We start from the raw sequence: 23,348 nt of genomic DNA on the forward strand, positions 1-23,348 counted from the left end.
CCCTGCCTGCTTCCATTGCCGACTGAACGCTCTACCCCGAAAGCCCGAACCGCTTCCGTAAAAAATGTGCCACACCATCTTCATCATGATGACCAATGACGTCTGTCGCCTGCTCTTTGAGGTCAGCATGCGCGTTGGCGGTGGCATAGGACTCGGTGGCCACGGCGAACATGCTCAGATCGTTTTCCCCGTCACCGAAAACAATGATCTCGTCATAGCCGAATTCGTCGCGCAGGGTAGTGATACCGCTGCCCTTGCTGCCGCGGCTGTGGTGGATATCCATCCAGCGCAGATTCTGTTCCTGAATGGCCGTGCCGGTATAGGCCACCAGATCTTCTTCATCGGCAATCAGGTCGATCACCGATTGCACGGCGCCGGCGGGCCCCATGCCGCTGAGGGCGATGACATGTGCCGTGTCGGGCATATTGCGCAGCGGCTCTACCGGGAGATGCCGTTCGTCCTCGAACAACTGGGCAAGGTTGCCTTCCGCTTCATTTTTGAGGGTGCCGTGATACACAGCGTGACGCCCATCAGTCTCGAGAGTGAAGACAAAGGGCGTGATTTCCTGCAGAGTCATGGCTGCCATCACGTGCCAGACTTCCTGCTGGGTCAACAGGTGCCTGTGGCTGTAGTCCTGCCGCTCAGGGCACCAGATCATTGCGCCGTTTTTAAGGATGTGCGGCAGCGCAAACCGGTGCCGCTCGATAGGCCCCCGCGCTGCCTGCAGCGTCCTGCCGGTTGCCACCGTATAAGGGATGCCCGCTGCACGCATGAGCACCAGGGTTTCGGCGGTGAACGCGGATACCTCTGAGCGGGCGTTCAGCAGAGTGCCGTCCATATCAAAAACAACGAGTCTCATGATGTACTCTTACTGTGAAATTCGGGATCCGGTTCAATCAGGCTGGTGTGCTTGATTTTCTTCAGCTCGCGTTTTTACCGGCCAGCCTGGCTGATGCGGGACAGCAGCAGGTTTATATCCTGCGTCAGGCCCTGGTCATTGCCGGCGAAGCTCAGCGCCCGGCGGGCAACACCCTCGGCATCGTTGTACTGCTCCTGCTGGTAGCGGATAGTGGCCAGCCGATACCACAGATAGGCGTCTCTGGGCGCAATCCGCAGCGCCCGTTCACTGAGCGCGGCCGCCCGCTCCAGGTCACCGGCCGCGATGGCATCGTCTACGGATGCCAGCAGAGTCGATGCCGGCGTCGGCGGCACGGGAGTGCGCCCGGAAACTGCGGAAGGATCCTGTCCCGGTAGCGGCTGATCCTGGACCGGCCCGGGAATTGTTCCTGGCGAGGGTTGCTGCTCGGCAGGGGAAGTTGACTCTCGCAGTACCTCAGGTGAACTGGTGGAGACCGGGGCGACGACGCTCCTGCTGCCCGTGTTGTAGGTGGCGCAAGCCGACAGAATGCTCAAGGACAGCAAGACGGACAGTCGTAACGACATAGTCACAGATTCCTGAAACGATCAAACACGCGCTCGATCAACGATTCGCTGTTCTCGCAATCCACGGGCAGAGTCGGGGCCTGCCCCTCACGAAACGGCAGCATCAGCGGGGACTGGCAGTTGCGAGCCGACTCGGTGCTGGCTGGCTGAGCCGATACACGCTGCCAGGTGATATCCGCCGGTGCCACCAGCTGGCGACGCTCCAGGTCCAGGTTGTTCATGATATCAGTCCACACCCGCAACGCGCCCGAGGAACCGGTCAGCCCGGTTTCCCGGTTGTCGTCATAGCCCAGCCATACCACGCCAACCAGGTCGCCACCGTAGCCGGCAAACCAGCTGTCACGCAAGTCGTTGGTGGTGCCTGTCTTACCAGACAGTGGCAGGTGACGATCCAGTCGGCTGAGCATGTTACGTGCGGTGCCACGCTCAAAGACCCCCTGCATGGCCCATTCGAGCTGGAACATGGAGGCCGGGTCTGCCACTTGCTCGGTCGCGATGCCGTAACGCACCAGGCGCTCCCCGGAACCGGTGGTCACCGCCTCCACAGCCCGCAACGGTGAGCGGAAGCCATTGCTGGCCAGGGTCTGATACATGCCCGCTACCTGCAGCGGCGTCATATTGACCGCCCCCAGCAGCACTGAGGGGTATGGCTGCACGTCACCGTCGAAGCCCAGCCTGCGCAGGGTACTTATCACCCCGGGCACCCCCACCTGCATTCCCAGATCGACGGTGGCCAGGTTCAGCGAGCGCTGCAGCGCATCGTACAGGTAAACATCACCGTGCATCTGGTTGTCGTAGTTCTGCGGCGACCAGATATCGCCGTTGTCCAGTTCGATGCTGACGGGCGAGTCGTCAAGCACGGAGGCCAGGGTGAACTCTCCGCTTTCCAGAGCCGCCAGCGCAACGGCCGGCTTTACCAGCGACCCGATCTGGCGCAGCGCCTGCGTGGCGCGGTTGAAGCCGTTATAACCCGGGCGACGACTGCCGGCTACGGCGCGGATTTCGCCGGTGACGGCGTCGGTGATGACCACGGCCGCTTCCAGCGGCAGGGTCGGTGGCGCGCCGGAGGCCGACGGCACTTCCACGGCAGCCACAGCGTCATCCAGCGTAGCTTCCAGGGTGTTCTGTACCCGCAGATCCAGGGTGGTGAATATGCGCAGCCCTTCGGTCTGCAGGGCCTCGGCGTCATAATCCCTGGCCAGGTCGCTGCGCACCAGTTCCATAAAGGCCGGGTAACCTCTACCGCGCTGGGTGGAACGCTCGGATACCCTTAATGGCGCCCCGCTCGCCTGATCATACCGGGCCTGGGTGATATACCCCTGGCTCAGCATCCGGGCCAGCACGACATTGCGACGCTCCAATGCCCGCTGCGGATTGCGCCGGGGATTGTAATAGGATGCCCCGCGCGGCAGGCCGGCCAGCAGGGCCAGATCATCCAGCGGCAGCTCTGTCAGTGGGCGGCCAAAGTAGTATTCCGCCGCCAGAGAAAACCCGTGAATGGCACGATTGCCGTCCTGGCCGAGGAACACTTCATTGAGGTACGCGGTAAGAATCTCTTCCTTGCTGAAATGTATTTCCAGCGCCAGCGCCATCAGGGCCTCTTCGATTTTGCGGCGAAACGTGCGCTCCTGGGTGAGGTAGAGATTCTTGATCAGTTGTTGCGTCAGCGTGCTGCCACCCTGAACGATGCCGCCCGCGCGGATATTAGTCACAAACGCTCGCGCGATGCCGATGAGATCCACCCCGAAATGGTCATAGAAACGCCGGTCCTCAACGGCCACCACCGCATTGACAAGATCGGGCGGCACAGCGGGTAACGATAAGGGAAGTCGGTCTTCACCCGTATCCGGGTTGATCTGGGCGATTTCTACCGGCTCAAGCCGCATCAGGGGCACGTCCTCGCCATCGGCGATGTTGCTGAGCCGGTAAACACGCCGGCCGAGCACATCGACCTCCACCTGCACACTGGGCTCTGTTCCATCCCAGAAATCGAAGCCGCGGGTCCATAACCGCACAACGCCGTCACCCTGGCTGTATTCACCAGGGCCACTGATCGAGTCAACCAGTCGATACCCGAGTCGCTGCACGGTATCAATCAGGTCATCAGTAGTGACCGGGGCACCGACATACAGTTCAACCGGTCGTGCATACAGGCGGGCAGGCAGCGCCCACTGCAGGGTCTCAAAATCCCGGCGGACTTTGAAATCGATCCACACAAACCAGGCGCTCAGCACCACAGTTCCGACCAGAACAAGGCCACCCAGCAACCTCCCCAGACGGATGGCTGGCCGGCCTGAACCCTTGCCGAATCGATTGCTGGAGGTCTTGCCAAGGTTGGGTACTGTCATGGCTGTGTATTATGAGAGAAAACTCTGGCAACACAAGGCCACGCTAGTACAAATAGTTAACTCCCTGTCTTTCATATTTCATAGAAAAAACGCAGGAAGCCAGAGACAACCCTCTGTTCTCCAGAATGGGCCGCTCGCGCGGGCATCATTGCAACTCGAATGAGGTCACTGCGACCTAACATTCCACCTGACCAGCCGTCGACTCTGCACCCGTAAAATCCCTGCCATCGAGACACAAAAGCCCACGGACGCCAAGGTGTCAGGCGTCAGGCAGATGATCGACCTAATACGTTAATCTGGCAAATTTGGTCTGCGCTATGTGCTGGTGTGAAACCACTGGTCCAATGTTAATATGCCGCGCTGGCAATCACAATTTCAAACAAGAGAACCAATTATGGACATCATGGATATCGCGGTAAAGGCTCTGGGAAGCAGGTTAGGAAATAGCGGGCAGAATGCCGATCTAGTCAAAAGCGTGATAGGCAAGCTGGTTGGATCCGGGGATTCACTCGACCTCAATGGTTTGGTCAATGGATTAAAAGAAAAGGGGCTTGGAAATATTGCCGATTCATGGCTGGGAGACGGAGAGAACGGCGCAATCTCAATAAACCAGGTGAAGGAAGTGCTCGGTGGTGGCCAGGTCGCGGATGCCGCGCAAAGATTGGGAACAGATGAAGGCTCATTACTTGATGGGCTGAAAGAGATATTGCCGGAGATGGTTGATAAGTCCAGCAGAGGTGGATCGCTGCTGGACTCGCTCGGGGGACTTAGCGGTCTTGCCAGGAAATTTCTGTAATCACCCCATTCGGCTCTGACCGGGTGAGCACAGTACCAAAGCCGTCCCTGGCATTGTGAGGCATGTGTGGTTGGTCCAAATTCGGAACTTACATAAAGCTGTCTGAAAACAGGTTATTGGCCCATCCAAACATGCGCTTGAAGTTCTCTCGACTCCAATTCTCTGCCTCACCGATGTTGGTCAGCGTCATTCCACCGGACTCCCGATCATAGGCGAAGTTTGCGGTTAGCCAGGACGCCTCATCATAGGTAATGGGGCTGTAGCAGGCAGAATTCGTGGTGATATTGGCGAGCCGCTCATCTGTGTAGTTTGACCCACCAGTAAAGTCACGCAAGATGGCATCGGCGCATATCTTGGCTTGTGAATTTGCCATGTGGCCAGACTTCGGCTGCTTGGTATTCTGCGCGTCGCCGATGACGTAAACATCCTGCCCGTCAGGTGCAGTGGACTCGTAAGTCACCGGATCGACCATTGCCCAGCCAGTGTTGTCGGTCAGGCCGGACTTTCTCACGAAGCCATGGGCCCGGTGGCGCGGGATCGGGTTTATTACATCACCGGCAAAATCACCGAGGCTGGTTTCAACGATACCCAATTCTGATCTGACCGCCACTATCTCGGCATTCGGGATGTACTCGATGATATTGGCATAGAGGCCGGAAAAAGCTTTTTCAAAAGTATGCTTTTCAGCCTGAATCCACGGATTTTCATCAAGTACGATCACGCGGCTTTCTCCACCGTCAAAGCCATTGCGTTTGAAATGGTCCGCGACCAGGCAGGCACGCTCATAAGGCCCCGGGGGACAGCGATAAGGTGCCTTCGGGACCGTCATCACAAAAGTGGAACCTGCACCGAGGGTTTCAACCATTTTCGCCAGCTTGTTAGTCTGCCCGCCTGCAATCCACGCATGAGGTGTCAGCCTGAAATCAGTCCCTTGCGGTTTCTTGAAAGCGATTCCGGTAGCTATGATTAACTTGTCGTAGTTCTCCCATCCACCTTGATTCAGCCGCACTCTGTGCCCGACGGGATCAATCTCAACCACTCTGTCTTTGACGACTTCCACGCCGTAGTTTTGAGCCAAGAGGTCATGGGAAAACCTTAAATCCGATAGCTTAAGCTGGCGATTAAGTACAAGGTTACTCATCACACAAGAAGTATGTGTGGCCTGAGGGTCGATCAGTCTGACATCGATATTACCGCCGCTCCATTTGCGAAGGTATTTTGCAGCCGTCGATCCCGCGAATCCACCACCGATCACTAACACGCGTGGGTTTGCTGCTGCAGCCCTGGTTGAAGGAATAAGAGTTGACGCACTCACAGCGCCGATTGCTGCCAGTGCCTGTCTGCGGTTCATGTTCATGATTTACACTCCCTGGTAATCTCCTGGCAAACATCCCGTTGCCAGACTTCGAAATAAATATTTATTACACCCTGCATGCTCAGTCTTCAAATTCCGGTGCCTCATCCGCCTTGCCTGCCAGCAATCCGAAGTAGTAAGCAATCCGGTCGATCTGGTCTTCGGTATAGCCAAGTGCCTGATGATCCATGATGGTCTCGGGTCGGTCTTCTGAACGCATATCCATCAGGTCTTCATAGAGATCCTTGTAACTCTCATCTTCGAGTCCCTCAATGCCACCAGCAGATTTCCCATCAGTGCCATGGCACTGGGCACACTGCGAGGCGAGAAGGCGATTAACGGTAAGGTCTTCGGCGTCAGCCGTGCCCGCGCAAAGCAGGCCTGCTATGAAAAAGGTCGGGAATAGAACGCGTGTTAGCTTCATCTGCAATACCTCCCCCTGGTCGGGATTTATGAATTGTGGGCCAGAACCTCTGCCTCTGACATGCGCAGGCAGGATAGCAAGTCCACAGATTATATATGGGTATTGCATCACACTAACTCACAGCAGCGATGAAGAACGATAAAAGGATCGGCAAGCAAAATACCAGCCATCTTGACCGATCGTTTGATTTTTATTCGGAAAGAAACAGAGAGATAGAGCTGACTGTTAATTTGGTTATGCAAGACATGCCGATCTATCTGGCAGAAATTGCGTCCCGGATGAGAACTCCCGTTGCCAGCCTGACAGGTTTTCGACAAAACTGTTGGAGAGCCGCAAATGATCTGAAAGTCCCAACCAGCTGAACACGACGCAAGCTCGAACTGGGCCCGGGATCGCCAGCAGATTATCCAGCAGCCTGGTTCATCTGTAGGCCACCAACCGACCAGACTCTGCCGAGAGAGAATCAACCGATTGGCCGGCCAATGCCCGCGACAGCAACACGCTAGAATTGACAGCGCCCTGGGCAAGCATGCGCTGATAGCGGATACTCGCATTGAAGGTCGATTCATGCAGCAGCAGGGCAGGAGATTCTTTCATTGGTTCTGTAGGTATTCAGAAGAGCAGTAGGCCATCGACAAACTTCACTTGAAGCCAGGCTGGCAGCAGAAGTTGGCATCCCTCGATCATATCCTCCCGATCATACCCAATAGCAGCGGCAATCGATCAGGCGTGTCTTTAGTTAACTTCGTGCTATAAATCAGCCAACTACAGATTGGCAACCTCAGCTTCATCGTAAGCCCTGTCAAAGAAAAACTCTCTGTCTTTAACCAGCAGGTAAACAGTCAGCACACACAGCAGCCCTGTCTGAATGACCTTGCTGTCCGGGTGGGTAGCAAATATCTCGTTGAACACGTTCGCACCCATATGCAGTACTACCGCGACCAGAATATTTCGGTTGGTTTTGTAATAAAGCCAGTTCATGAGCAGTACGAACGGGAACAGGCTCAACAGAAAATTGATGCTGTAGATTGCGCCTTCCAATACCAGATTGCTGTGGTAGTAGCCTTGTATCAGCCCCAGTGGCAGATGCCAGAGTGTCCAGTAGACGCCAAAGATCATCGACGTGGCAAATAACGAGAATTTTTGTCTTAGACAATCGGTGCCATAGGAATGCCAGGCCAGTTCCTCGAGGACTGGTGCAAAGATCAATATGAACCAGACCGGCAGTACGCCGGAAGTGAACGTGGCGTGACCAGTAATCACAAACTGGTTGGCGTCATACCCAAACAAAACCGAAATTGCCATTGCCAACAGAATGCTGACAGGCATCAGAAATACAGCGATCAGCAGATAAATGGCACGTGTTGAGCCAAAATTGAAAACGCGCCCCAATACGTCAGACACTGTCGCGTTGTCTTTCTGTATGTAATACGCTGCTACCAGCAGCGGGCAGCAGAGCCCGGCTATACCGAGTACAGCGATATAGGTTCCGTACTCACCGGCTTTTTCCTGCCAGCTCAGGAAGGCGGCAGTAAGCCAGAAAAGCCAGGGTATGGCGGCACTGAAGAAATAGAAGCGAAACGGGTAACGGTACTTTTCAATCACTACAAACCACCTTTCCACAGGGAATCATTTATTTTTAGTTGACTAAAAGTTTAGTCGCGGCCAGAGGGCTTGTCAATATCTTTTAGTTGGCTATAATATTTATATTTTTAATTCTTATTTTCAATTGGTTACAGGGATTTTCTCAAGCATGATCAAGCTGGGTAAACGCGCTCTTCACAAAGCACAGACCCGACTGGACATACTCAGTGCCGTCTATGAGCTGAGCAGTGAAACTAGTTTCCGGTCTTTGAAAGTGAAATCCATCGCTTCGAGAGCGGCGATTACAGAGATGACTTTTTTCAACTACTTCCAGAAAAAGGAAGACATACTGCGTTACATGATGGGGATCTGGACGCTTGATCTGATGGATTTGCAGCTCAACGCACCCCTCACCGGGGAAGCGGCAATTCGTCGCGTCTTCAGTCACACGGCGGCTCAGGTCGACAGGCATCCTGAGCTGTTTGTCAATTTCATCTCTTACCTGGCCACCAGCGAGATAGCCCCTACCGCAAACGACATCGAGCCGGCAGACAGAACTTTACTGTATCCCGATTCTCCGGCGTTGTATGAAGCAACTATCCCCTCGGGTAACGAGATGCTGTTACAGCATCTGACTGAAATCGACCCTGCCGTCGACCACATGGATACCCTGATCCATCTGGCTTCTTGTTTCTACGGCGATGTGATCATCGCGCACACGGGAAAGCTGGACTTAAATGTTTTATATTCCAAAAGCTTGGATTTGATTTTCAATGTCATGGATTAAGTTCAGTACCTCAGCGCCCTGGAAGGGACGACCGAACTCTTACCAACAAACCCTTACCAACAAACTCTTAAAAGACAGCGCCCTGCCGAAGCCTCTCCCACCCTCCTCCTCACCTCTTCAATTCAAAAAATGCCCGAATCAACCCCACCACCCGATCAATATCCTCTACACCAACATCCAGATGCGTCACCAGGCGAACTTTCTGCCCGCCAAGAATCCTTACACCCTTCTGAGCCAGGTGCCTGGCCAGTTCCTCGCCAAGTACCTGACTGGGTAATTCGATGAAAACCATATTGGTGCCACTGCTGCGTATCCTGATCTCATCAATCTGCTCAAGTCCTTCGGTCAGCCGTCTGGCGTTAGCATGGTCGACCGGCAGGCGCTCGACATTGTTATCCAGCGCGTAGTCGATAGCGGCGGCCAGAATACCCGCCTGTCGCAAGCCCCCGCCGGCCATCTTGCGCCAGCGCCGGGCCGCCTTAATGAAGGGTGCCGGACCACAGAGTAACGAGCCGACCGGTGCACCAAGCCCCTTGGAACAGCAGATCGAAATGCTGTCGGCGTAAAGCGCGATCTCTGCCACGGTAACACCCAGGCTAGTCGCCGCATTAAATACCCGCGCACCATCCAGATGCAGGGACAGGCCGTGATCGCGCGTGAACTGAAATGCCCTCCCCAGGTAGTCAAGGCTCAATACCTTGCCATTATGGGTGTTCTCCAGCACCAGCAGTTTACTGCGGGCGAAATGGGAGTCGTCCGGCTTGATGCGCGATTTGACCAGTTGCAGGTCCAGGCTGCCATCAGGCTCCACGGAAATCGGTTGCGGTTGTACGCTGCCAAACACCGCACCGCCGCCGGCCTCGTACAGATAGGTGTGATAATCCTGCCCTACGAGGTATTCCTCACCCCGTTGGCAATGAGCTAGCAGGGCAACCAGGTTGCTCTGAGTACCAGACGGTAACAGCAGTGCCGCCTCTTTTCCGGCCAGGGACGCGACTTTCGCTTCCAGCTCATTAACTGTGGGGTCATCGCCGAACACGTCATCGCCGACGGGGGCTGCCGCCATGCGCTCTCGCATCGCCGCACTGGGTTGGGTTACGGTGTCACTCCTTAAATCAATCATCGAGTCTTTTTCCCCTTTGTATTCGGCATTTCAGCAAACAGACATTCAGTAGCCTTTCAATAGCCCATAGATAGTCGTAGATTGCCCATAGACAGACCATGAATAGCACACTGACAACCCACAAACAGAAGGTTATCTGAAACGCAAGCGAGGCGTCCATCTGGCCGTGTCTCTGTTTGAATGTCCTGCCGGACAGAGGTGTTGTTGGTCACGGGTTATTGGCAGCTTTTTGAGCGGGAGGAGATAGGGGGCACACGTTGTGGCTTCGAGCGGCGCGGCCGGCAGTGGGCTCGAAGGTGACGCAATTGGTTGCAAATCGCTGTATACGTAAAGGTGTTAAGGAAGGGCTGTTGCGGCCTTGCAGCAATGCACCAAGATTTGAATCTCGCACTGAGCACCACGCCGGGGGAACCTGATGACGGAGCAATCAAAACGCAGCACCGACTGACCGAGGGAGACCGTTTTTCAGGGCTCCCGACCGAGGGAGGGAACACCGGAGGGGTGCAAGTTGCGAAGGAGCAGGTTCCCCCGGCGTGGTGCGGTCTCTATAAAGAACGCCAACTGAAAACAACCTGAAAAGAACCACAACAAGAACTAAAATAAGAGCTAAAACAGGATCCAGATTACCCCGCCCTGGCACAGTGCAGAATAAACCCCGTGCGGCAGCACAAAGTCAGAGTGAGACAACGCCGACCATTTCAATTGTGCGGAATCAGGCCACTGCCAGCGCTACCTGTGAAGATAGCGCTACGAGCAAGGCACTTGGTGTAATTTGATCAAGATGGGCTCGAGCAACTGCCACACCCCAACCTATAACCCCCTGTATTTTTACTCCAACCCTCTTTATCATCAAACCCTCACCCTGAAACCGTCACCATCATTCAATCCCTACTTCTTCACGCCCTTTGGATAACACCGGTTATGACAAACTACCAAAACGATGACAAAACCCTCACCAGCCGTCGTCGCGCCATCATCGGCCTCGGATCCCTCGCCGCTGCCGGGCTGCTGCCCGGACGCCTGGCCGCCCAGGGTGGTGCAACCGACACTGACGTCCTCATCATCGGTGGTGGCATCGCCGGATCTTCCACGGCCCTGCATCTGGCCGAGCACGGTCGCGATGTGGTTTTGCTGGAACGCGGCGAGATCGCCTCGGAAGCGTCGGGGCAAAACATGGGCGGCGTCGGTGGCAACGGCTGGGGTAACAACCCGGACCTGCTGTCCTACCTGACAGCGGGCGGGGTCGAGATCTTCAAGCGCATGCAGATCGACCTGGGTTATGACATGGAATTTCGCCTGTCCGGCACGCTGACCGGGATTCACAACGAGGCACAGTATGAATACCAGCAGGATCGGGTGGCGGAACTGCGGGCCGGGGGCTACGACGTCGACCTGTTGTCGCCACGGGAGGCCCGCGCGATAGAGCCGGAAGCCAGCGGTGACCTGCTCGGCTATGTGCATGCCCCCCAGCGTGGCCAGGCGGACCCAGTGAAGTCTACCCGCGCTTTCGCGCACGCCGCCCAGGTCGCCGGTGCCACTGTCCTTACCGGGCAGAATGTGGTGACGATAGAAGCCTTGAACTCCGGCTATGCGGTTCGCACCGACACCGCCGAGTACCGCTGCCAGACCCTGGTGCTGGCCACCGGCGCCTGGTGTGGTCCGGTGGGCAGGATGCTGGACCTGAACATACCTATCGTTCCAGTACGCGGACAGATGTGGGCGACCGCGTCCCTGCCCATGCGGGTTTTCAACACCATCGGCTCATCTGAGTCCGCCTATGACTGGAGCCTGGACAACGGCGCCGATAGCGTGACACCACCAAACTGCACACACAGGAATGGCCGCCGTACCACGCGTCATCTGTACGGTCGGCAACGCAGGAACGGGGAGATCATCTTCGGTGGCGATCGCGAAAGTCTGGGCTATGTAACGGGCCCGAATCCCGATGGTATCGAGGTGAACCGCGGTCACGCGGCGGAGGTGATCCCGCTGGTGGCAGGCCTGCCCATCGCCCGCACCTGGTCCGGGCTGATGCCTTTCTCACTGGATGGCGCGCCGCTTATTGGCCGCATCCCTTTGCGCGAGAAGCTGTTTATCGTCAGCGGTCTGGCCTCGTCTGGCTTCGGACGTGGGCCCATGGCCGGTAAACTGGCGGCAGACTATATCCACACCGGCCACATGAGTCCTGTGCTGGCGGAATCCGATCCCGCGCGCCGCGTGACGGAGGCGTAGGCGCAGACCTGAACGTGACCAGAGGAATTGAACCGGGAATCTGCCGACCCAGGCTGTTTAAAGCGCAATAAAAAACCCGGCCACTTTGAAAGTGGCCGGGTTTTTTTTTCACTCGAAGTCTTTCAGACCCGGCTTATTTGACGCCTCGCACGTAGCGCTTGATACCACCAACAGGACCCACTTCGGCACCGAAGATGTTGCCGTGCTTGTCAGCAACGACGCCTTCGGCTGTGCAGGTACCGCGGCAGTCCGGCTGCGGATCGGGAATAAAGAATTCCACTTCACCGGTGATTGCGCTGCCGACGCGGATACCGCGTAACCAGTCGCCATGAGCCGGGTTTACCGAGCCTGATTCGGAATCGGCGGCATACAGCACATCATGCTCATCGATAAACACACCGCTGTTACGGCTGAATTGATACCAGATGTCGATCAGGTTGCCTTGCTGGTCGAAGATCTGAATGCGGTTGTTGCCACGGTCAGCGACGAACAGACGACCCTTGGAATCCATGGCGAGACCGTGAGGCTGGCGGAACTGGCCCGGACCTTCGCCCCATTCCCCCCAGGAGAACAGGTGGTTGCCGTCAGCGTCGAACTTATGCATCCGGTTTACGCTACCCTCGGCACTGGTGTGACCCTCACCAACAAAGATCGAGCCGTCCGGCGCTACCAGTACGTCGTTGGGGGTGTAGAAATATTCTTCGTTCTGCCCACCACCTTTGGTACCCAGCGCCATCAGGTGAATACCGGTCGGGCTGAACTTGTGCACCTGGTGACCGTACGGCTCACCGGTATAGCCTTGCATCTGATCAGTGCCGCGCGCGTCGGCAACCCAGACATTGCCTTCGTGGTCGACTTCGATGCCGTGTGGCCAGGTGATATAGCCGGCACCAAAGCTGCGTACCAGATTACCGTCCTTGTCGAACAGCATGATGGGGTCTACATCAGGATTCTGAATGCAGGCGTTGGCATTGCCGCCACAGCGCTCGGCAACCCAGATGCTTTCGCCATCAGGATGAATCTCCACGGTGCTCGAGGAGCCCCACTCACGCCCTGCTGGCAGCTTGAAAAAACCGGATTGGGTGATGTAAGGATTGGGCAGGTCGTTGACCGGCTCCATATCAGCCTGTGCAAACGCCAGGGCGGGCGCCATGCAGAGTGCCAGGCAGGCTGATCTTATTATTTTCGGGTTATTCATGTCACAACTCTCATTATTTGAAAAATGGCCCTCAAGCATAAACCAGAGGTCGGACCAATTCAATCAGCCCGCGGCCTGGACCCCGGAGCTGTAACAGTTTGTAAAACTTAGCCTGGCGTGTAGGCCTCAAGCCCCGGGTACTGGCGCGGTCTGATGGACGACGAGGATTGACGCCGGAGATGGCTGCAGGGGATGGTTGCCTGAGATACACGCCTGGTACGAGACACGATCCGGACCGCAAGTGACTCTGAATCTCACAATGGCGGCTTGAAGCGCAACCCGCAGCCTTTTAGACGCAACCGCCTCAGGTCACTTTCAGGCGCTGCTGATACCTGGTTGCACGGAATGTCTCATTCTCCACCACTTCTGCCAGCAGGCGTACCGCCTTCTCAATTTCGGCAAAACTTAATAGCAGTGGCGAGAAACCAACCCGTAGCAGGTCCGGGCTACGGAAATCGGCGACAACGCCTGCGTCTACCCAGGCCCGGCAGATGGCATAGGCTTCTGAATGAGCAAACGAAAGCTGACTGCCACGTTTGTCAACCTGCCGGGGTGAAACCAATCGCAACTCTGCCAGCACCGGCTGCTGCTCCACCAGCGCCAGAAAACACTCACCCAGGGCGATGGATTTTTGCCGCAGCAAACCCCTGTCCACATCGGCGAATACATCCAGGGCGGCGTCCAGGGCCGTCAGGGACAGGATCGATGGCGTGCCGGTCAGGAACTGATTGACACCCCCGGCGGGCTCGTAGTCGATAGCAAACTCAAAAGGTGCCTTGTGTCCCATCCAGCCGCATAATGGCTGGGTGAACCTGTCGTGATGCTTGCGATTAACATAGACGAAGGCCGGCGCCCCGGGCCCGCCGTTAAGAAACTTGTAGCCGCAGCCCACCGCGAAGTCGACGTCCCAGCCATCCAGCTGCAGTGGTAATACGCCGGCGCTGTGTGCCAGATCCCAGATCACCAGCGCTCCCCGCTCATGGGCGATACGGGTAAGCCCGGCCATGTCGTGCATGGCACCGTCGCGAAAGTTGACGTGGCTGAGCATCAGCACAGCAACCTCATCATTCAGCGCGTCGACGAGCTGGTCTGCTGCCACCAGTTGCAGTTGGCAACGGGAGGCCCCCAGCAACTGCTGCAGGCCCTGGGCCACATACAGATCGGTGGGAAAATTATCTTTTTGGGACAACACCCGGATTCGGCCTGGTTGCAGTTGCAGGCCGCTGGCCAGCAGTTTGAAGAGGTTCAGCGAGATAGAGTCACAGCAGATCACCTGGCCACCGGCAGCGCCAAGCAAGGGAGCAATCTTCTCCCCTACCCGCTGCGGCAGATCGATCCAGCCGTGTTTGTTCCAGCTGCTGATCAGGTCATCGCCCCATTGGCGGTTCGTTGCCTTGTCCAGGTGTGGCGGTACGCTCTGTGGTAACGCCCCCAGTGAGTTGCCATTCAGGTAGATGACGCCCTCGGGCAGGCTGAACAGCGCACGTTTGTGGGCCAAGCCATCGGTGGCATCCAGCTGACTGATCTGCTCCGGACTCACTTACCACTCACCTGCCAGGATCTGCAACAGATCCTGGAACGCCGAAGTGCCCGGATGCACCCAATCGAAGTGTCCCGCGCCCTCACTGAGACGAGTCTCCGCAGCCGGCAGGCTCGCCTGGGACAGCGCTACGATCTGGTCGACATTACCCTGCAGCAGAATAGTGGCCGGGTGCACGCCGTGGCTGACGGGGTTGGCTTCAGAATAGGCTTCAGTCCGCTGCTCCGGGCTGCCGCCCATGAAGGCCGGCGTTGCCTGCTCACAACTGTTTCCGCCCCGGGCGTAACTGACCACATCGGTAATCGCCGCCAGGCCCACCACCAGGTCGGGCTGCACTGTCAGCAGCTCCTCACGGGCACCGGCCAGCACCGCCAGATGCCCACCGGCGGAATGCCCCAGTAGCGCCACTCTTTCACTATCGACACCGTAGCGGGCCAGTTCGCTCACGTGGTTGATACCGGCGATCACATCCTCAAAGCTGCCGGGCCAGCCGCCACCAGGGTCGCCGGTGCGCCGGTATTCCAGCGCCCAGACCCCATAGCCTTCCGCCGCCAGCGCGGCACTGACCGCCTGGGCATGATCGATCCCGTACTCGTTCAGCCAGCAGCCGCCATGGATGAACACCAGCAGACCGCGGCTATCTCCTTGGTTTTTCCCTTGCGGTAACCACAGCTGCCCGAATTGCAGAGGGTCAGGGCCATAGCTGATCCGGTGATCGCTGTCCCGGTAAGGTAGCGCAAACACGGCATCGAAACTGACGTTCGGAGCCACAGCGGGATACGCTTCCTCAGCGGCTCGGACGGAAACAGACACCAGTAATAAAATCAGGCTGTAAGCAGCGGAAAAATGTAAAATGCGCATTTAGTTAAGCTAGATTAAATTGTTGCATTTCGTGAGCACTATCCATCTAACCGCGCCCTTAGGATTCTTCCCCATATATCTTCATTGGTGATTTCCCAAAGACTATGAAGCATATTTCGGAAATCCGGATTACGCGCGGCTTCACTTTCAATTCGATCTATATAGTCCTTTCCATGTAGCTCGAGCAATTCTTCCATTGGACCTAATGCAAGATTCGCCAGAATTCTTGGGGAAGGTTCTTTAGCTACAATGCTTAATATCGCAGCCCAGCAATCTTCTGGATTATCAGCTTCTAAATCAACAAATTGTTCAACTGCCCAATAAGAAGGGTGGTGTTCATCTGGAGCATCGTTGTTGTCGAATAAGTCAATATACGCTTCAACCCAATTATCAAAATCTGTTTTATTCATTACAAGTTAAGTGACACATTAGTTGTACTATTATTCGACCTCATTGACTTCTCACGCCGCTGCAATGCACTCGATCTCTACACGGGTGTCTCCACCCAAACTGATGCCGACGGCCGTTCGGGCAGGTTTGTTTTCCGGGAAGAATTCGGCGTAAACCTCATTCATGGCACTCCATTCTGCCATGTCGACCAAAAATACCGTACATTTAACCACTCGATCCATCGACGAGCCGAAGCGCTCGAGTGCGTCCTGAATTGATTCCAGAGCGCGTCGTGTTTCGGCCTGCACTCCGGGCTCTCCAGGCCCACCTGTTTTACCGGCTAGGAAGATCAGGCCGCCGTAGCGGACGCCTTCTGAATATGGCGCACGTGGATTCGGATTCATGTATTCCGGCGCAGCGGGCTGCTGGACTGCTTCAGCAGCGAAGGTGATGGATGTCTCGGGCTGATAGGCAAGTAATGCGGTGGAAAGGGCAGCAGCAGCTATGACTCTGAACATGATGTTCCTCCTGGGTTTATTGATTTCTGAGTTTATTGATTTTTGAAGCATTAGACAGTGATGAGAACCAGGTCAGCGGAATGGAAATCGTTCGCCCGCCAACCAAGGTAACGAGCATTTCTGAATCGGTAAATTCCAGTTCGTTGGCTACAGGCTGAACCTCAACTTTTAAAGTACTCATCCCACGCCTCCAATAAAGTTCCTCTGTGCTCTAATATCAGAGACTGCATTTTTCGATTTTCAGTTGCTGAGAACCTGGTGGACTTCGTCAGAGAAACGGGCGATAGCCAAAATTTTCCACACTTCGATCTCACTCAACATGAATGTGTGGTGGTTCCCCAGCTTCGTTACTGTAAAAGAAAACCGGGAAGGACCAACTCTTAAAACCGCCGGCACGCAAAGACTCCGGTATCTCCGGCGTTCATCTACAGGGGGGTACAACCTCCGTTTTGACGGAAGTATCCCACCGAAATAAAGTGATTTCTACTGCCCTTCCCAGTAAAAATAATCGGAAAGACAGAAAAAAGTCTAAGGAGACGCTGATTAACTCCCACAACGCTCTGAGGGAGTTAATCAGAGTCTCCTTAGTTTATGACTGTCAGCTTCTTTCTGCTCTCAATCAAAACGGACCTTGACGTCAGGTAAAATCAAGCCCTTAACAGATACGTATTTAACAGATACGCAAGTTAAACAAGTTCTGCTTCGTGGCAATGCCCTGGGCTTAATCAGGCTCCCTAATTCCTGATGAATTTCTGGACCCGGCGTCCACCGCCCACCTCCGCCGTGTAGACGTTGCCCCGTGAATCTACCGCCACGTTGTGCAAAAACACAAACTGCCCCGCATACCTGCCGATCCGGCCGAAGCTGCTGACTTCCTCCAGAGTCAAACGATCGAACAGGCGAATACGGCCGTTGCCCGCATCGGCGAGATACAGGTATTGCTGTGCGGGGTCAGGTGAAAAAGCAATCGAGAAGGCAGTGCCCAGCAGGCGCGTAGACCGTTCAATGAAAATTTCACGAACGAAGGTGCCATCAAGCTGGAATACCTGCACGCGATTGTTACGCCGGTCTGCAACATAGACCAGCCCATCGGTTGAAACACGGATGCCGTGCACGGTATTAAACTGTTGTGCGCCTTCCCCTTCGTACAGTGGCGTATTCGGCGCCGAGTCGTCAGGCGGATTCCCGTAGGCTCCCCACAACCGCTTGAACTGGCCGTCATTGGCATCAAATACCGCTACGCGGCGATTCACGTATCCGTCGGCAACGAATAGCTCGTTGGTCGCGGGATGCACATACATGTCCGCTGCATTATTGAGGTTCTCGGTGTCCAGGCTGCCTTTACTGGCTCCGCGACTCCCGATTTGCAGAAGGAACGTTCCATTTCTGGAGAACTTGAGTAATTGATTCTCGGTCCGCTCGCGCAGGCGCGGCCCCCCCGCCGATGAGATCCAGACATTGTCGTTTTGATCGATATGGATGCCGTGTTCGTCTGCCGGCCATTCATACCCTTCTCCCGGCCCACCCCAGCCCTGCAGAAATTCGCCCTCCGGTGAGAATTCCAACACTGGCGGTGCGGCCCGGCAACACAACGCCTCAGGATTACCCGCTTGCTCGTCGCTCCCAAGCGACCAGGGCCGTTGGATGATCCACACATGGTCACGTGAATCAACGGCAACACCAGCCACCTGGCCAAGCGCCCATTGCTCCGGCATCTGAGGCCAGAAAGGATCCACCTGGTAGACGGGTCCGACAGCCTGCTGCGCCTCCGAAACCCTCGGCAAGTTTTGTACGATAACCATCATCGCAACGACGATAGTCGCTATTATCCAAAGTCGTCTCATCGGCTTTCCTCGTCTATACCCTGGCCAGCATACAATAACATTTGACGGACCAGATTCTGAAAAGAACTATCTTACGCTAATGCGCCGTGGAACCTACAAACTGAAAATAGTGGGCAATCTTCACCATCGCCAGAGTGTCCATCTCGCAGTAAGCCAACAGTCGCTGCTCCAGCTCCCGCTTCCTCGCCTCTGTCGTTGCGGGCGCAATAAATTCCCGGTATGCCATCTGCGCCTCTGTGCCGTTGCGCACGCCAACCAGCTGGTTGTAGTCCAGCTCCGGGGCAATGGTCGGCATAACGGTCTTGATCGACCAGCGGCCTTGCATGGCCGGGTGGTAGTAATATTGTTTGGCCACTTTCTGTAAATCGAAAAGACGGTCCAGCAAGGGTGCCAGCTGGTCCGCCAGATCCGGATAGCGCCGCATCAGGGCCGCGATGACGGTTCGCTCGTAGTTGCTGTACATGAAAATCGTGCCATACCCGCCCAGCATTCCCAGCAGCTGCTCGGCAAAGGCCCGCATGGGCGGTGCGCCGCTGACGTCCAGAAAGTCCTTATGCTCCAGCTCGCCAGGCTGTCGCTCGATATGGCAGGACCACTGGAACGGCAATGGCTCGAAGGGCCTGGTCTGCAGCCAGATGGGCACGGCGAAACCGATGGTCTCGAAATCCAGGTAATAACGTGGGTAAGGCAGGTTCGCCAGTATCTGTTTGGCATTCGGGTCCAGGAACACCTGGCCGCTTTTGACGACATCCCGAACTCGCAGCTGCAAGGGCTTGCTCAGCACGCCATCAGGTATGTCGCGAATGTCTATTATGCCCTGCTCTCGGATTTCGCCTATCACCCTTCCCCCGCCCGGCAGAGTCTCCACCGGATACTCGGGTACCCGCTGCCAGCAATGGTCCATGAACGGGCAATCAAACGGCTCAACACACTGTAAACCGGGCTTGATATCCGGCATCGGCCCGAGCAGGGTTTGCCGGGCACCTGCTACCCAGTCAGGAACCAGTGGCTGCAGATCCGCCACCTGCCCGGTGATGTCCTGGCAGGCGATGAGGCCGTCGTATACCCCCTCCTCCTCGTAACGGAAGGACGTGTCGATATGGGCCAGCTCGACTTGAGCCGGTGCATAGCCGGCCTGAACCATCACCCAGGCCTGCACCGCACAGTCGGGAACGTGATAGGCCTTCAGCTTCGCCGCTGACTTCACTTCACGCAGCAGCAGCCCGTTTTCGCCAGGCAAAACGATGTCAGCCCGAATCAACACGTCCTGAACCCTGAAAGTCGCCTCAAACAACGGCACAGGATGCGGCCCGGCCAGCAACTCTCGAGTTTGCCGCTCTGCCATCTCGAGCCCGAGGGTTTCATCACCACCGATCAGGATGCCACCAGGGAGCAGAGCGCGGGCCGCCACCCCTACCTCATGCCCCTGGGCGAACCAGTACTGCCTCTGCTCATCTTTGGCGGCCAGCTCCGGCTGAAACACTTCCAGGTAGAGGCGCTTGGGGCACTGTTTCCAGGCCAGTATCCTGCCCTTGGAAAGTCGTGCTGAATAAAGTGCCATTTTTATAACCCTCGGCTACAACTCAACAGCAGCGAGTGAAATTGAATCAATAAGCGCGCCAGCCCCCTATGGGTAGGCCCCCTTTGGGTAGATGGGCATGGCATCAACCTATCTCTCTAACCCTAAGATGTCGTCTGCATTTTCTCCAGTATGTTGTCAGGTAGGCCAATAGCCCTAATAAACCCGCTGAACTGGCAGGTCAGGTATTCCTGTTAAGGCAACTCACCTGGATAGCCTTCTTGAAAAAACCCTTGGCAACCCCCATATAAGCTATTGATAGACAGTTTCGTCTATTCCTACAAAAAGGCTGAACACCATGCCATCTCCAGATAACGATGATTCTGGAGGCTCCTGGGGGTCCCAGACTCCAGCACCACCCGATATTACCTTGCTAATCAGGCGCAAATTGCTATCCCTGAAACAACTAACCCCCGGCGCTAGCCCAATCCGGGCAGCTGCCCTGTTCATCCTGATTGCTGTCGCGCTGGCAGCCTGGTCTGCTTACTATACAGTGCCGAGTGATTCTGTGGGAGTTGTACAGCGTTTTGGCATGTATCTGAAAGAAGTGCCGCCAGGGCTGCACTTCAAACTCCCGTTCGGCGTTGATAACGCGACAATCGTGCCGGTTGAGAGACAGCTGAAGCAGGAATTCGGCTTTGCCACACCGGGCGCTCGCGACCCCAACCAGGGCGCACGCGACGACGAGAGAGAAACCCAGATGGTCACAGGCGACCTCAATGCCGCTTTAGTGGAATGGGTAGTTCAGTATCGCATTTCAGATCCGGTGAAGTTTCTGTTCGAAGTTCGCGAACCCGGTGAAACACTGCGTTATGTCTCGGAATCGGTAATGCGTGAAGTGGTCGGCGATAGAACCGTGGATGAAGTTATTACTATTGGCCGGCAGGAGATCGAGGTGGAAGCATTGATCAAAATGCAGGAACTGTCCACCAAGTACGTGATGGGAATCAGAATTGATCAGGTACAGCTGAAGAACATAAACCCACCCAAACCTGTGCAGGAGTCCTTCAACGAAGTGAACCAAGCGCAACAATCAAAGGAAAAGCTGATTAATGAGGCGCGGCGGGAATACAACCGGGTGATTCCGCTGGCCGAAGGCGAAAAAGATCAACGCATCCGTGAGGCGGATGGTTATCGTCTTAAGCGTATCAATGAAGCAGAAGGTGACGTGGCGCGATTCAATGCGTTGTTCGCTGAGTACCGCAAAGCCCCGGAGGTTACCCGCCGTCGCATCTACATTGAGACAATGCAAAATGTCCTGCCAAAAATACAATCCAAGGTCCTGCTGGATGATGCCATGCAAGGCCTTTTACCTCTGCTCAACCTTAATGGACAAAATGGACCGCATCTATGAAAACCTATACCTGGTTTGCTGCGGCGCTGCTGGCGCTGGCAGGCGGATATGTACTGATAAGTTCCATTTATACCGTTGATGAAGTCGAGCAGGTTATCGTAACCCAATTCGGTAAACCAGTGGGTGAACCAGTCACTGAAGCTGGCCTCAAGTTCAAAATCCCATTTGTTCAGGAAGTCAATCCTATCGATAAGCGGGTATTGGAGTGGGATGGCGCCCCTTCTGACATGCCCACCAAAGACAAACTGTATATTTCGGTGGATTTGTTTGCCCGCTGGCGGATAGTTGATCCCTTACAGTATTTTTTACGCCTGCGTGATGAGCGCAGCGCCCAGTCACGGCTGGACGACATCCTTGGCAGCGAAACCCGAAACGCCGTGGCCAAGCACGAACTGATTGAAATTATCCGCACGACGAAAGACCGCCTGCCGCTCATTGACTCAACAGCTTCAGATGAATCTGTCGCACCTTCAGCGAATCAAGGTGCCAATATTGGCGCATTGGTTCCCATTGAGAAAGGGCGACAATTGGTTGAACAGGAGATATTTACTGCCGCCGCTGAGAAGGTTGCTGTGTTTGGCATTGAACTACTCGACATCAGGTTCAAACGTATCAACTACAACGAAAGCGTCCGACCTAAAATCTATGATCGGATGATCAGCGAGCGCAGACAGATTGCCGAACGGTATTTGTCCGAAGGCAATGGTGAGGCCGCAAGAATACTGGGAAACCGGGTACGGGATCTGAACAAAATCCAATCCGAAGCCTACCGGCAGGTCGAAGAGATACGAGGTCTGGCGGATGCCAAGGCAACAGAAATTTACGCCAGCGCATACAATAAAAGCCCGCAGGCTGTAGAGTTTTTTGAATTCACCCGCACCATGGCAGCCTATCCTTCTATCATAGGCGAAAGCACCACTATCGTACTCTCTACAGACAGTGATCTTTTCAAATTCCTTAAAGGCATGACCGCCAACACTGAATCCGCTGGCCCATGATGAATCCAGATTACATGTAGAAAAGTAAAAAGCAGGTTAGACTCAAAGAAGAAAAAAGAAGAGAAGAGACGAGGGAAGAAAAGAAATGAGAAGAAAAGAAGAGTCGCCTGGTGACAGCAAGACAACGATTAACCCTTGAGGACCGCTATGAAGATTCGGATCGGCTATGAAATGGTTTACAGTTGCACCCAGGCCACGGCCATGATTCTTACGCTAAATGTACATTCGTCTCGGGCAGCCTATCTTCTTTCGCCGGATCAGATCATGACTGATCCGCCTATACCCATGAGCGCGTACCGCGACCTCTATGGTAACTGGGTAACCAGACTCATGCTGCCGGCAGGCGACACCACGATTTCCAACGACGCGGTGATCTATGATGATGGCGAACCTGACAAAATCTCTCCCGCCGCAAAACAATACCCGGTACAGACTCTGCCCGAAGAAACCCTGGTCTATCTGCTGGGAAGTCGGTATTGCGAGACCGACATTTTGTCTAATGAAGCCTGGCGTCTGTTTGGAAACGGCCCCACAGGCTGGCAACGGGTACAGGCAATCTGTGACTTCGTACATAACCATATTGAGTTTGGTTACGAACACGCCAGTAACACTATGACCGCAGCGCAGGTCTATGCGAGCAGGAAGGGTGTGTGTCGTGACTACACTCACCTGGCAGTCACCTTTTGTCGCTGCATGAACATTCCGGCGCGCTATTGCATGGGCTACCTGAGCGATATTGGTCAGCCGCCACCCTATGGCGAGATGGACTTTGCTGCCTGGTTCGAAGCCTATCTGGATGGTGAGTGGCATGTTTTTGATCCGCGCAACAATAAACGCCTGATCGGTCGCATCCTTATCGCTCAAGGTCGTGATGCCACTGATGTTTCCCTCAGCAATAGCTTTGGTGACACACTACTGAAGAGCTTTCTGGTCCGGGCTGATGAACTTCCCGAGACCTGATGGCAGGATCGCAAT

The 23,348-nt window shown here is 55.4% G+C and carries 24 protein-coding genes; 7 read left to right on the top strand and 17 right to left on the bottom strand.

Annotated elements, in window-relative coordinates; all coding sequences use genetic code 11:
- Window positions 1-31: 31 nt before the first annotated feature.
- The 3 genes from R3F50_21610 to mrcB all read right to left on the bottom strand — a co-directional run bounded on the left by R3F50_21610 (window position 32) and on the right by mrcB (window position 3,791).
- Window positions 32-859, bottom strand: coding sequence for an HAD family hydrolase (locus R3F50_21610; GenBank protein ID MEZ5492882.1), 828 nt, complete (start codon window positions 857-859; stop codon window positions 32-34).
- Between the two features lie 74 nt (window positions 860-933).
- Window positions 934-1,443: a tetratricopeptide repeat protein gene (locus tag R3F50_21615; protein ID MEZ5492883.1), complete on the bottom strand. Its 510-nt coding sequence runs from the start codon at window positions 1,441-1,443 to the stop codon at window positions 934-936.
- Window positions 1,444-1,445: 2 nt separating this feature from the next.
- A complete protein-coding gene (gene mrcB, locus R3F50_21620) occupies window positions 1,446-3,791 on the bottom strand; it encodes a penicillin-binding protein 1B (GenBank protein MEZ5492884.1) in 2,346 nt (781 codons plus the stop codon).
- Window positions 3,792-4,185: 394 nt separating this feature from the next.
- Between mrcB and R3F50_21625 the strand changes: the two genes are divergently transcribed.
- Window positions 4,186-4,587, top strand: a complete 402-nt coding sequence (locus R3F50_21625; GenBank protein MEZ5492885.1) for a YidB family protein — start codon at window positions 4,186-4,188, stop codon at window positions 4,585-4,587.
- 88 nt (window positions 4,588-4,675) lie between these two features.
- Here R3F50_21625 and R3F50_21630 read toward each other — a convergent pair whose 3' ends face one another.
- Together R3F50_21630 and R3F50_21635 are read right to left on the bottom strand one after the other, a co-directional pair.
- The gene (locus tag R3F50_21630) at window positions 4,676-5,944 is read right to left on the bottom strand and encodes an FAD/NAD(P)-binding oxidoreductase (protein MEZ5492886.1); all 1,269 of its coding nucleotides are present in this window, start codon (window positions 5,942-5,944) and stop codon (window positions 4,676-4,678) included.
- A 79-nt stretch (window positions 5,945-6,023) separates the two neighbouring features.
- On the bottom strand, window positions 6,024-6,365 hold the full coding sequence (locus R3F50_21635; protein ID MEZ5492887.1) for a cytochrome C: 342 nt from the start codon (window positions 6,363-6,365) through the stop codon (window positions 6,024-6,026).
- Between the two features lie 128 nt (window positions 6,366-6,493).
- Here R3F50_21635 and R3F50_21640 point away from each other — a divergent pair, with 128 nt between their 5' ends.
- The gene (locus R3F50_21640) at window positions 6,494-6,727 is read left to right on the top strand and encodes a hypothetical protein (protein ID MEZ5492888.1); all 234 of its coding nucleotides are present in this window, start codon (window positions 6,494-6,496) and stop codon (window positions 6,725-6,727) included.
- 58 nt (window positions 6,728-6,785) lie between these two features.
- On the opposite strand, the gene R3F50_21645 is transcribed toward R3F50_21640, so the two are convergent.
- Together R3F50_21645 and R3F50_21650 are read right to left on the bottom strand one after the other, a co-directional pair.
- The gene (locus tag R3F50_21645; protein ID MEZ5492889.1) at window positions 6,786-6,962 is read right to left on the bottom strand and encodes a hypothetical protein; all 177 of its coding nucleotides are present in this window, start codon (window positions 6,960-6,962) and stop codon (window positions 6,786-6,788) included.
- A 168-nt stretch (window positions 6,963-7,130) separates the two neighbouring features.
- The gene (locus tag R3F50_21650; GenBank protein ID MEZ5492890.1) at window positions 7,131-7,970 is read right to left on the bottom strand and encodes a CPBP family intramembrane glutamic endopeptidase; all 840 of its coding nucleotides are present in this window, start codon (window positions 7,968-7,970) and stop codon (window positions 7,131-7,133) included.
- 148 nt (window positions 7,971-8,118) lie between these two features.
- Here R3F50_21650 and R3F50_21655 point away from each other — a divergent pair, with 148 nt between their 5' ends.
- The gene (locus tag R3F50_21655) at window positions 8,119-8,736 is read left to right on the top strand and encodes a TetR/AcrR family transcriptional regulator (GenBank protein ID MEZ5492891.1); all 618 of its coding nucleotides are present in this window, start codon (window positions 8,119-8,121) and stop codon (window positions 8,734-8,736) included.
- 109 nt (window positions 8,737-8,845) lie between these two features.
- On the opposite strand, the gene ltaE is transcribed toward R3F50_21655, so the two are convergent.
- Complete coding sequence (gene ltaE, locus R3F50_21660; GenBank protein MEZ5492892.1) at window positions 8,846-9,859, bottom strand: low-specificity L-threonine aldolase; 1,014 nt, start codon at window positions 9,857-9,859, stop codon at window positions 8,846-8,848.
- 921 nt (window positions 9,860-10,780) lie between these two features.
- On the opposite strand from ltaE, the gene R3F50_21665 reads away from it, so the two are divergent.
- Window positions 10,781-12,091, top strand: a complete 1,311-nt coding sequence (locus R3F50_21665) for an FAD-dependent oxidoreductase (GenBank protein ID MEZ5492893.1) — start codon at window positions 10,781-10,783, stop codon at window positions 12,089-12,091.
- A 133-nt stretch (window positions 12,092-12,224) separates the two neighbouring features.
- On the opposite strand, the gene R3F50_21670 is transcribed toward R3F50_21665, so the two are convergent.
- From R3F50_21670 to R3F50_21710, 9 genes are all read right to left on the bottom strand, one after another.
- The gene (locus tag R3F50_21670; protein MEZ5492894.1) at window positions 12,225-13,289 is read right to left on the bottom strand and encodes a hypothetical protein; all 1,065 of its coding nucleotides are present in this window, start codon (window positions 13,287-13,289) and stop codon (window positions 12,225-12,227) included.
- A gap of 304 nt (window positions 13,290-13,593) precedes the next feature.
- Entirely contained in the window at window positions 13,594-14,829 is a 1,236-nt protein-coding gene (kynU, locus tag R3F50_21675) for a kynureninase (protein MEZ5492895.1), read from the bottom strand.
- A complete protein-coding gene (locus tag R3F50_21680) occupies window positions 14,830-15,690 on the bottom strand; it encodes an alpha/beta hydrolase (GenBank protein MEZ5492896.1) in 861 nt (286 codons plus the stop codon).
- 38 nt (window positions 15,691-15,728) lie between these two features.
- Complete coding sequence (locus R3F50_21685) at window positions 15,729-16,100, bottom strand: hypothetical protein (GenBank protein MEZ5492897.1); 372 nt, start codon at window positions 16,098-16,100, stop codon at window positions 15,729-15,731.
- Window positions 16,101-16,151: 51 nt separating this feature from the next.
- Window positions 16,152-16,598 (bottom strand): RidA family protein, encoded by a 447-nt coding sequence (locus tag R3F50_21690; protein ID MEZ5492898.1) that lies wholly within the window; start codon window positions 16,596-16,598, stop codon window positions 16,152-16,154.
- Between the two features lie 16 nt (window positions 16,599-16,614).
- Entirely contained in the window at window positions 16,615-16,779 is a 165-nt protein-coding gene (locus R3F50_21695; GenBank protein ID MEZ5492899.1) for a hypothetical protein, read from the bottom strand.
- Window positions 16,760-16,912, bottom strand: coding sequence for a DUF4160 domain-containing protein (locus R3F50_21700; protein ID MEZ5492900.1), 153 nt, complete (start codon window positions 16,910-16,912; stop codon window positions 16,760-16,762). Before R3F50_21700 ends, R3F50_21695 begins: the two co-directional genes overlap by 20 nt.
- 420 nt (window positions 16,913-17,332) lie before the next feature.
- A complete protein-coding gene (locus R3F50_21705) occupies window positions 17,333-18,442 on the bottom strand; it encodes a hypothetical protein (GenBank protein ID MEZ5492901.1) in 1,110 nt (369 codons plus the stop codon).
- Window positions 18,443-18,518: 76 nt separating this feature from the next.
- Entirely contained in the window at window positions 18,519-20,003 is a 1,485-nt protein-coding gene (locus R3F50_21710; GenBank protein ID MEZ5492902.1) for a DUF2779 domain-containing protein, read from the bottom strand.
- A 316-nt stretch (window positions 20,004-20,319) separates the two neighbouring features.
- On the opposite strand from R3F50_21710, the gene hflK reads away from it, so the two are divergent.
- From hflK to R3F50_21725, 3 genes are all read left to right on the top strand, one after another.
- Entirely contained in the window at window positions 20,320-21,375 is a 1,056-nt protein-coding gene (hflK, locus tag R3F50_21715; GenBank protein MEZ5492903.1) for an FtsH protease activity modulator HflK, read from the top strand.
- Window positions 21,372-22,373 (top strand): protease modulator HflC, encoded by a 1,002-nt coding sequence (hflC, locus tag R3F50_21720; protein ID MEZ5492904.1) that lies wholly within the window; start codon window positions 21,372-21,374, stop codon window positions 22,371-22,373. The genes hflK and hflC overlap by 4 nt, the downstream gene beginning before the upstream one ends.
- Window positions 22,374-22,520: 147 nt before the next feature.
- The gene (locus R3F50_21725) at window positions 22,521-23,333 is read left to right on the top strand and encodes a transglutaminase family protein (GenBank protein ID MEZ5492905.1); all 813 of its coding nucleotides are present in this window, start codon (window positions 22,521-22,523) and stop codon (window positions 23,331-23,333) included.
- Window positions 23,334-23,348: the final 15 nt, after the last annotated feature.

Source organism: Gammaproteobacteria bacterium, assembly GCA_041395725.1.
Lineage (GTDB): Bacteria > Pseudomonadota > Gammaproteobacteria > Pseudomonadales > Pseudohongiellaceae > NORP240.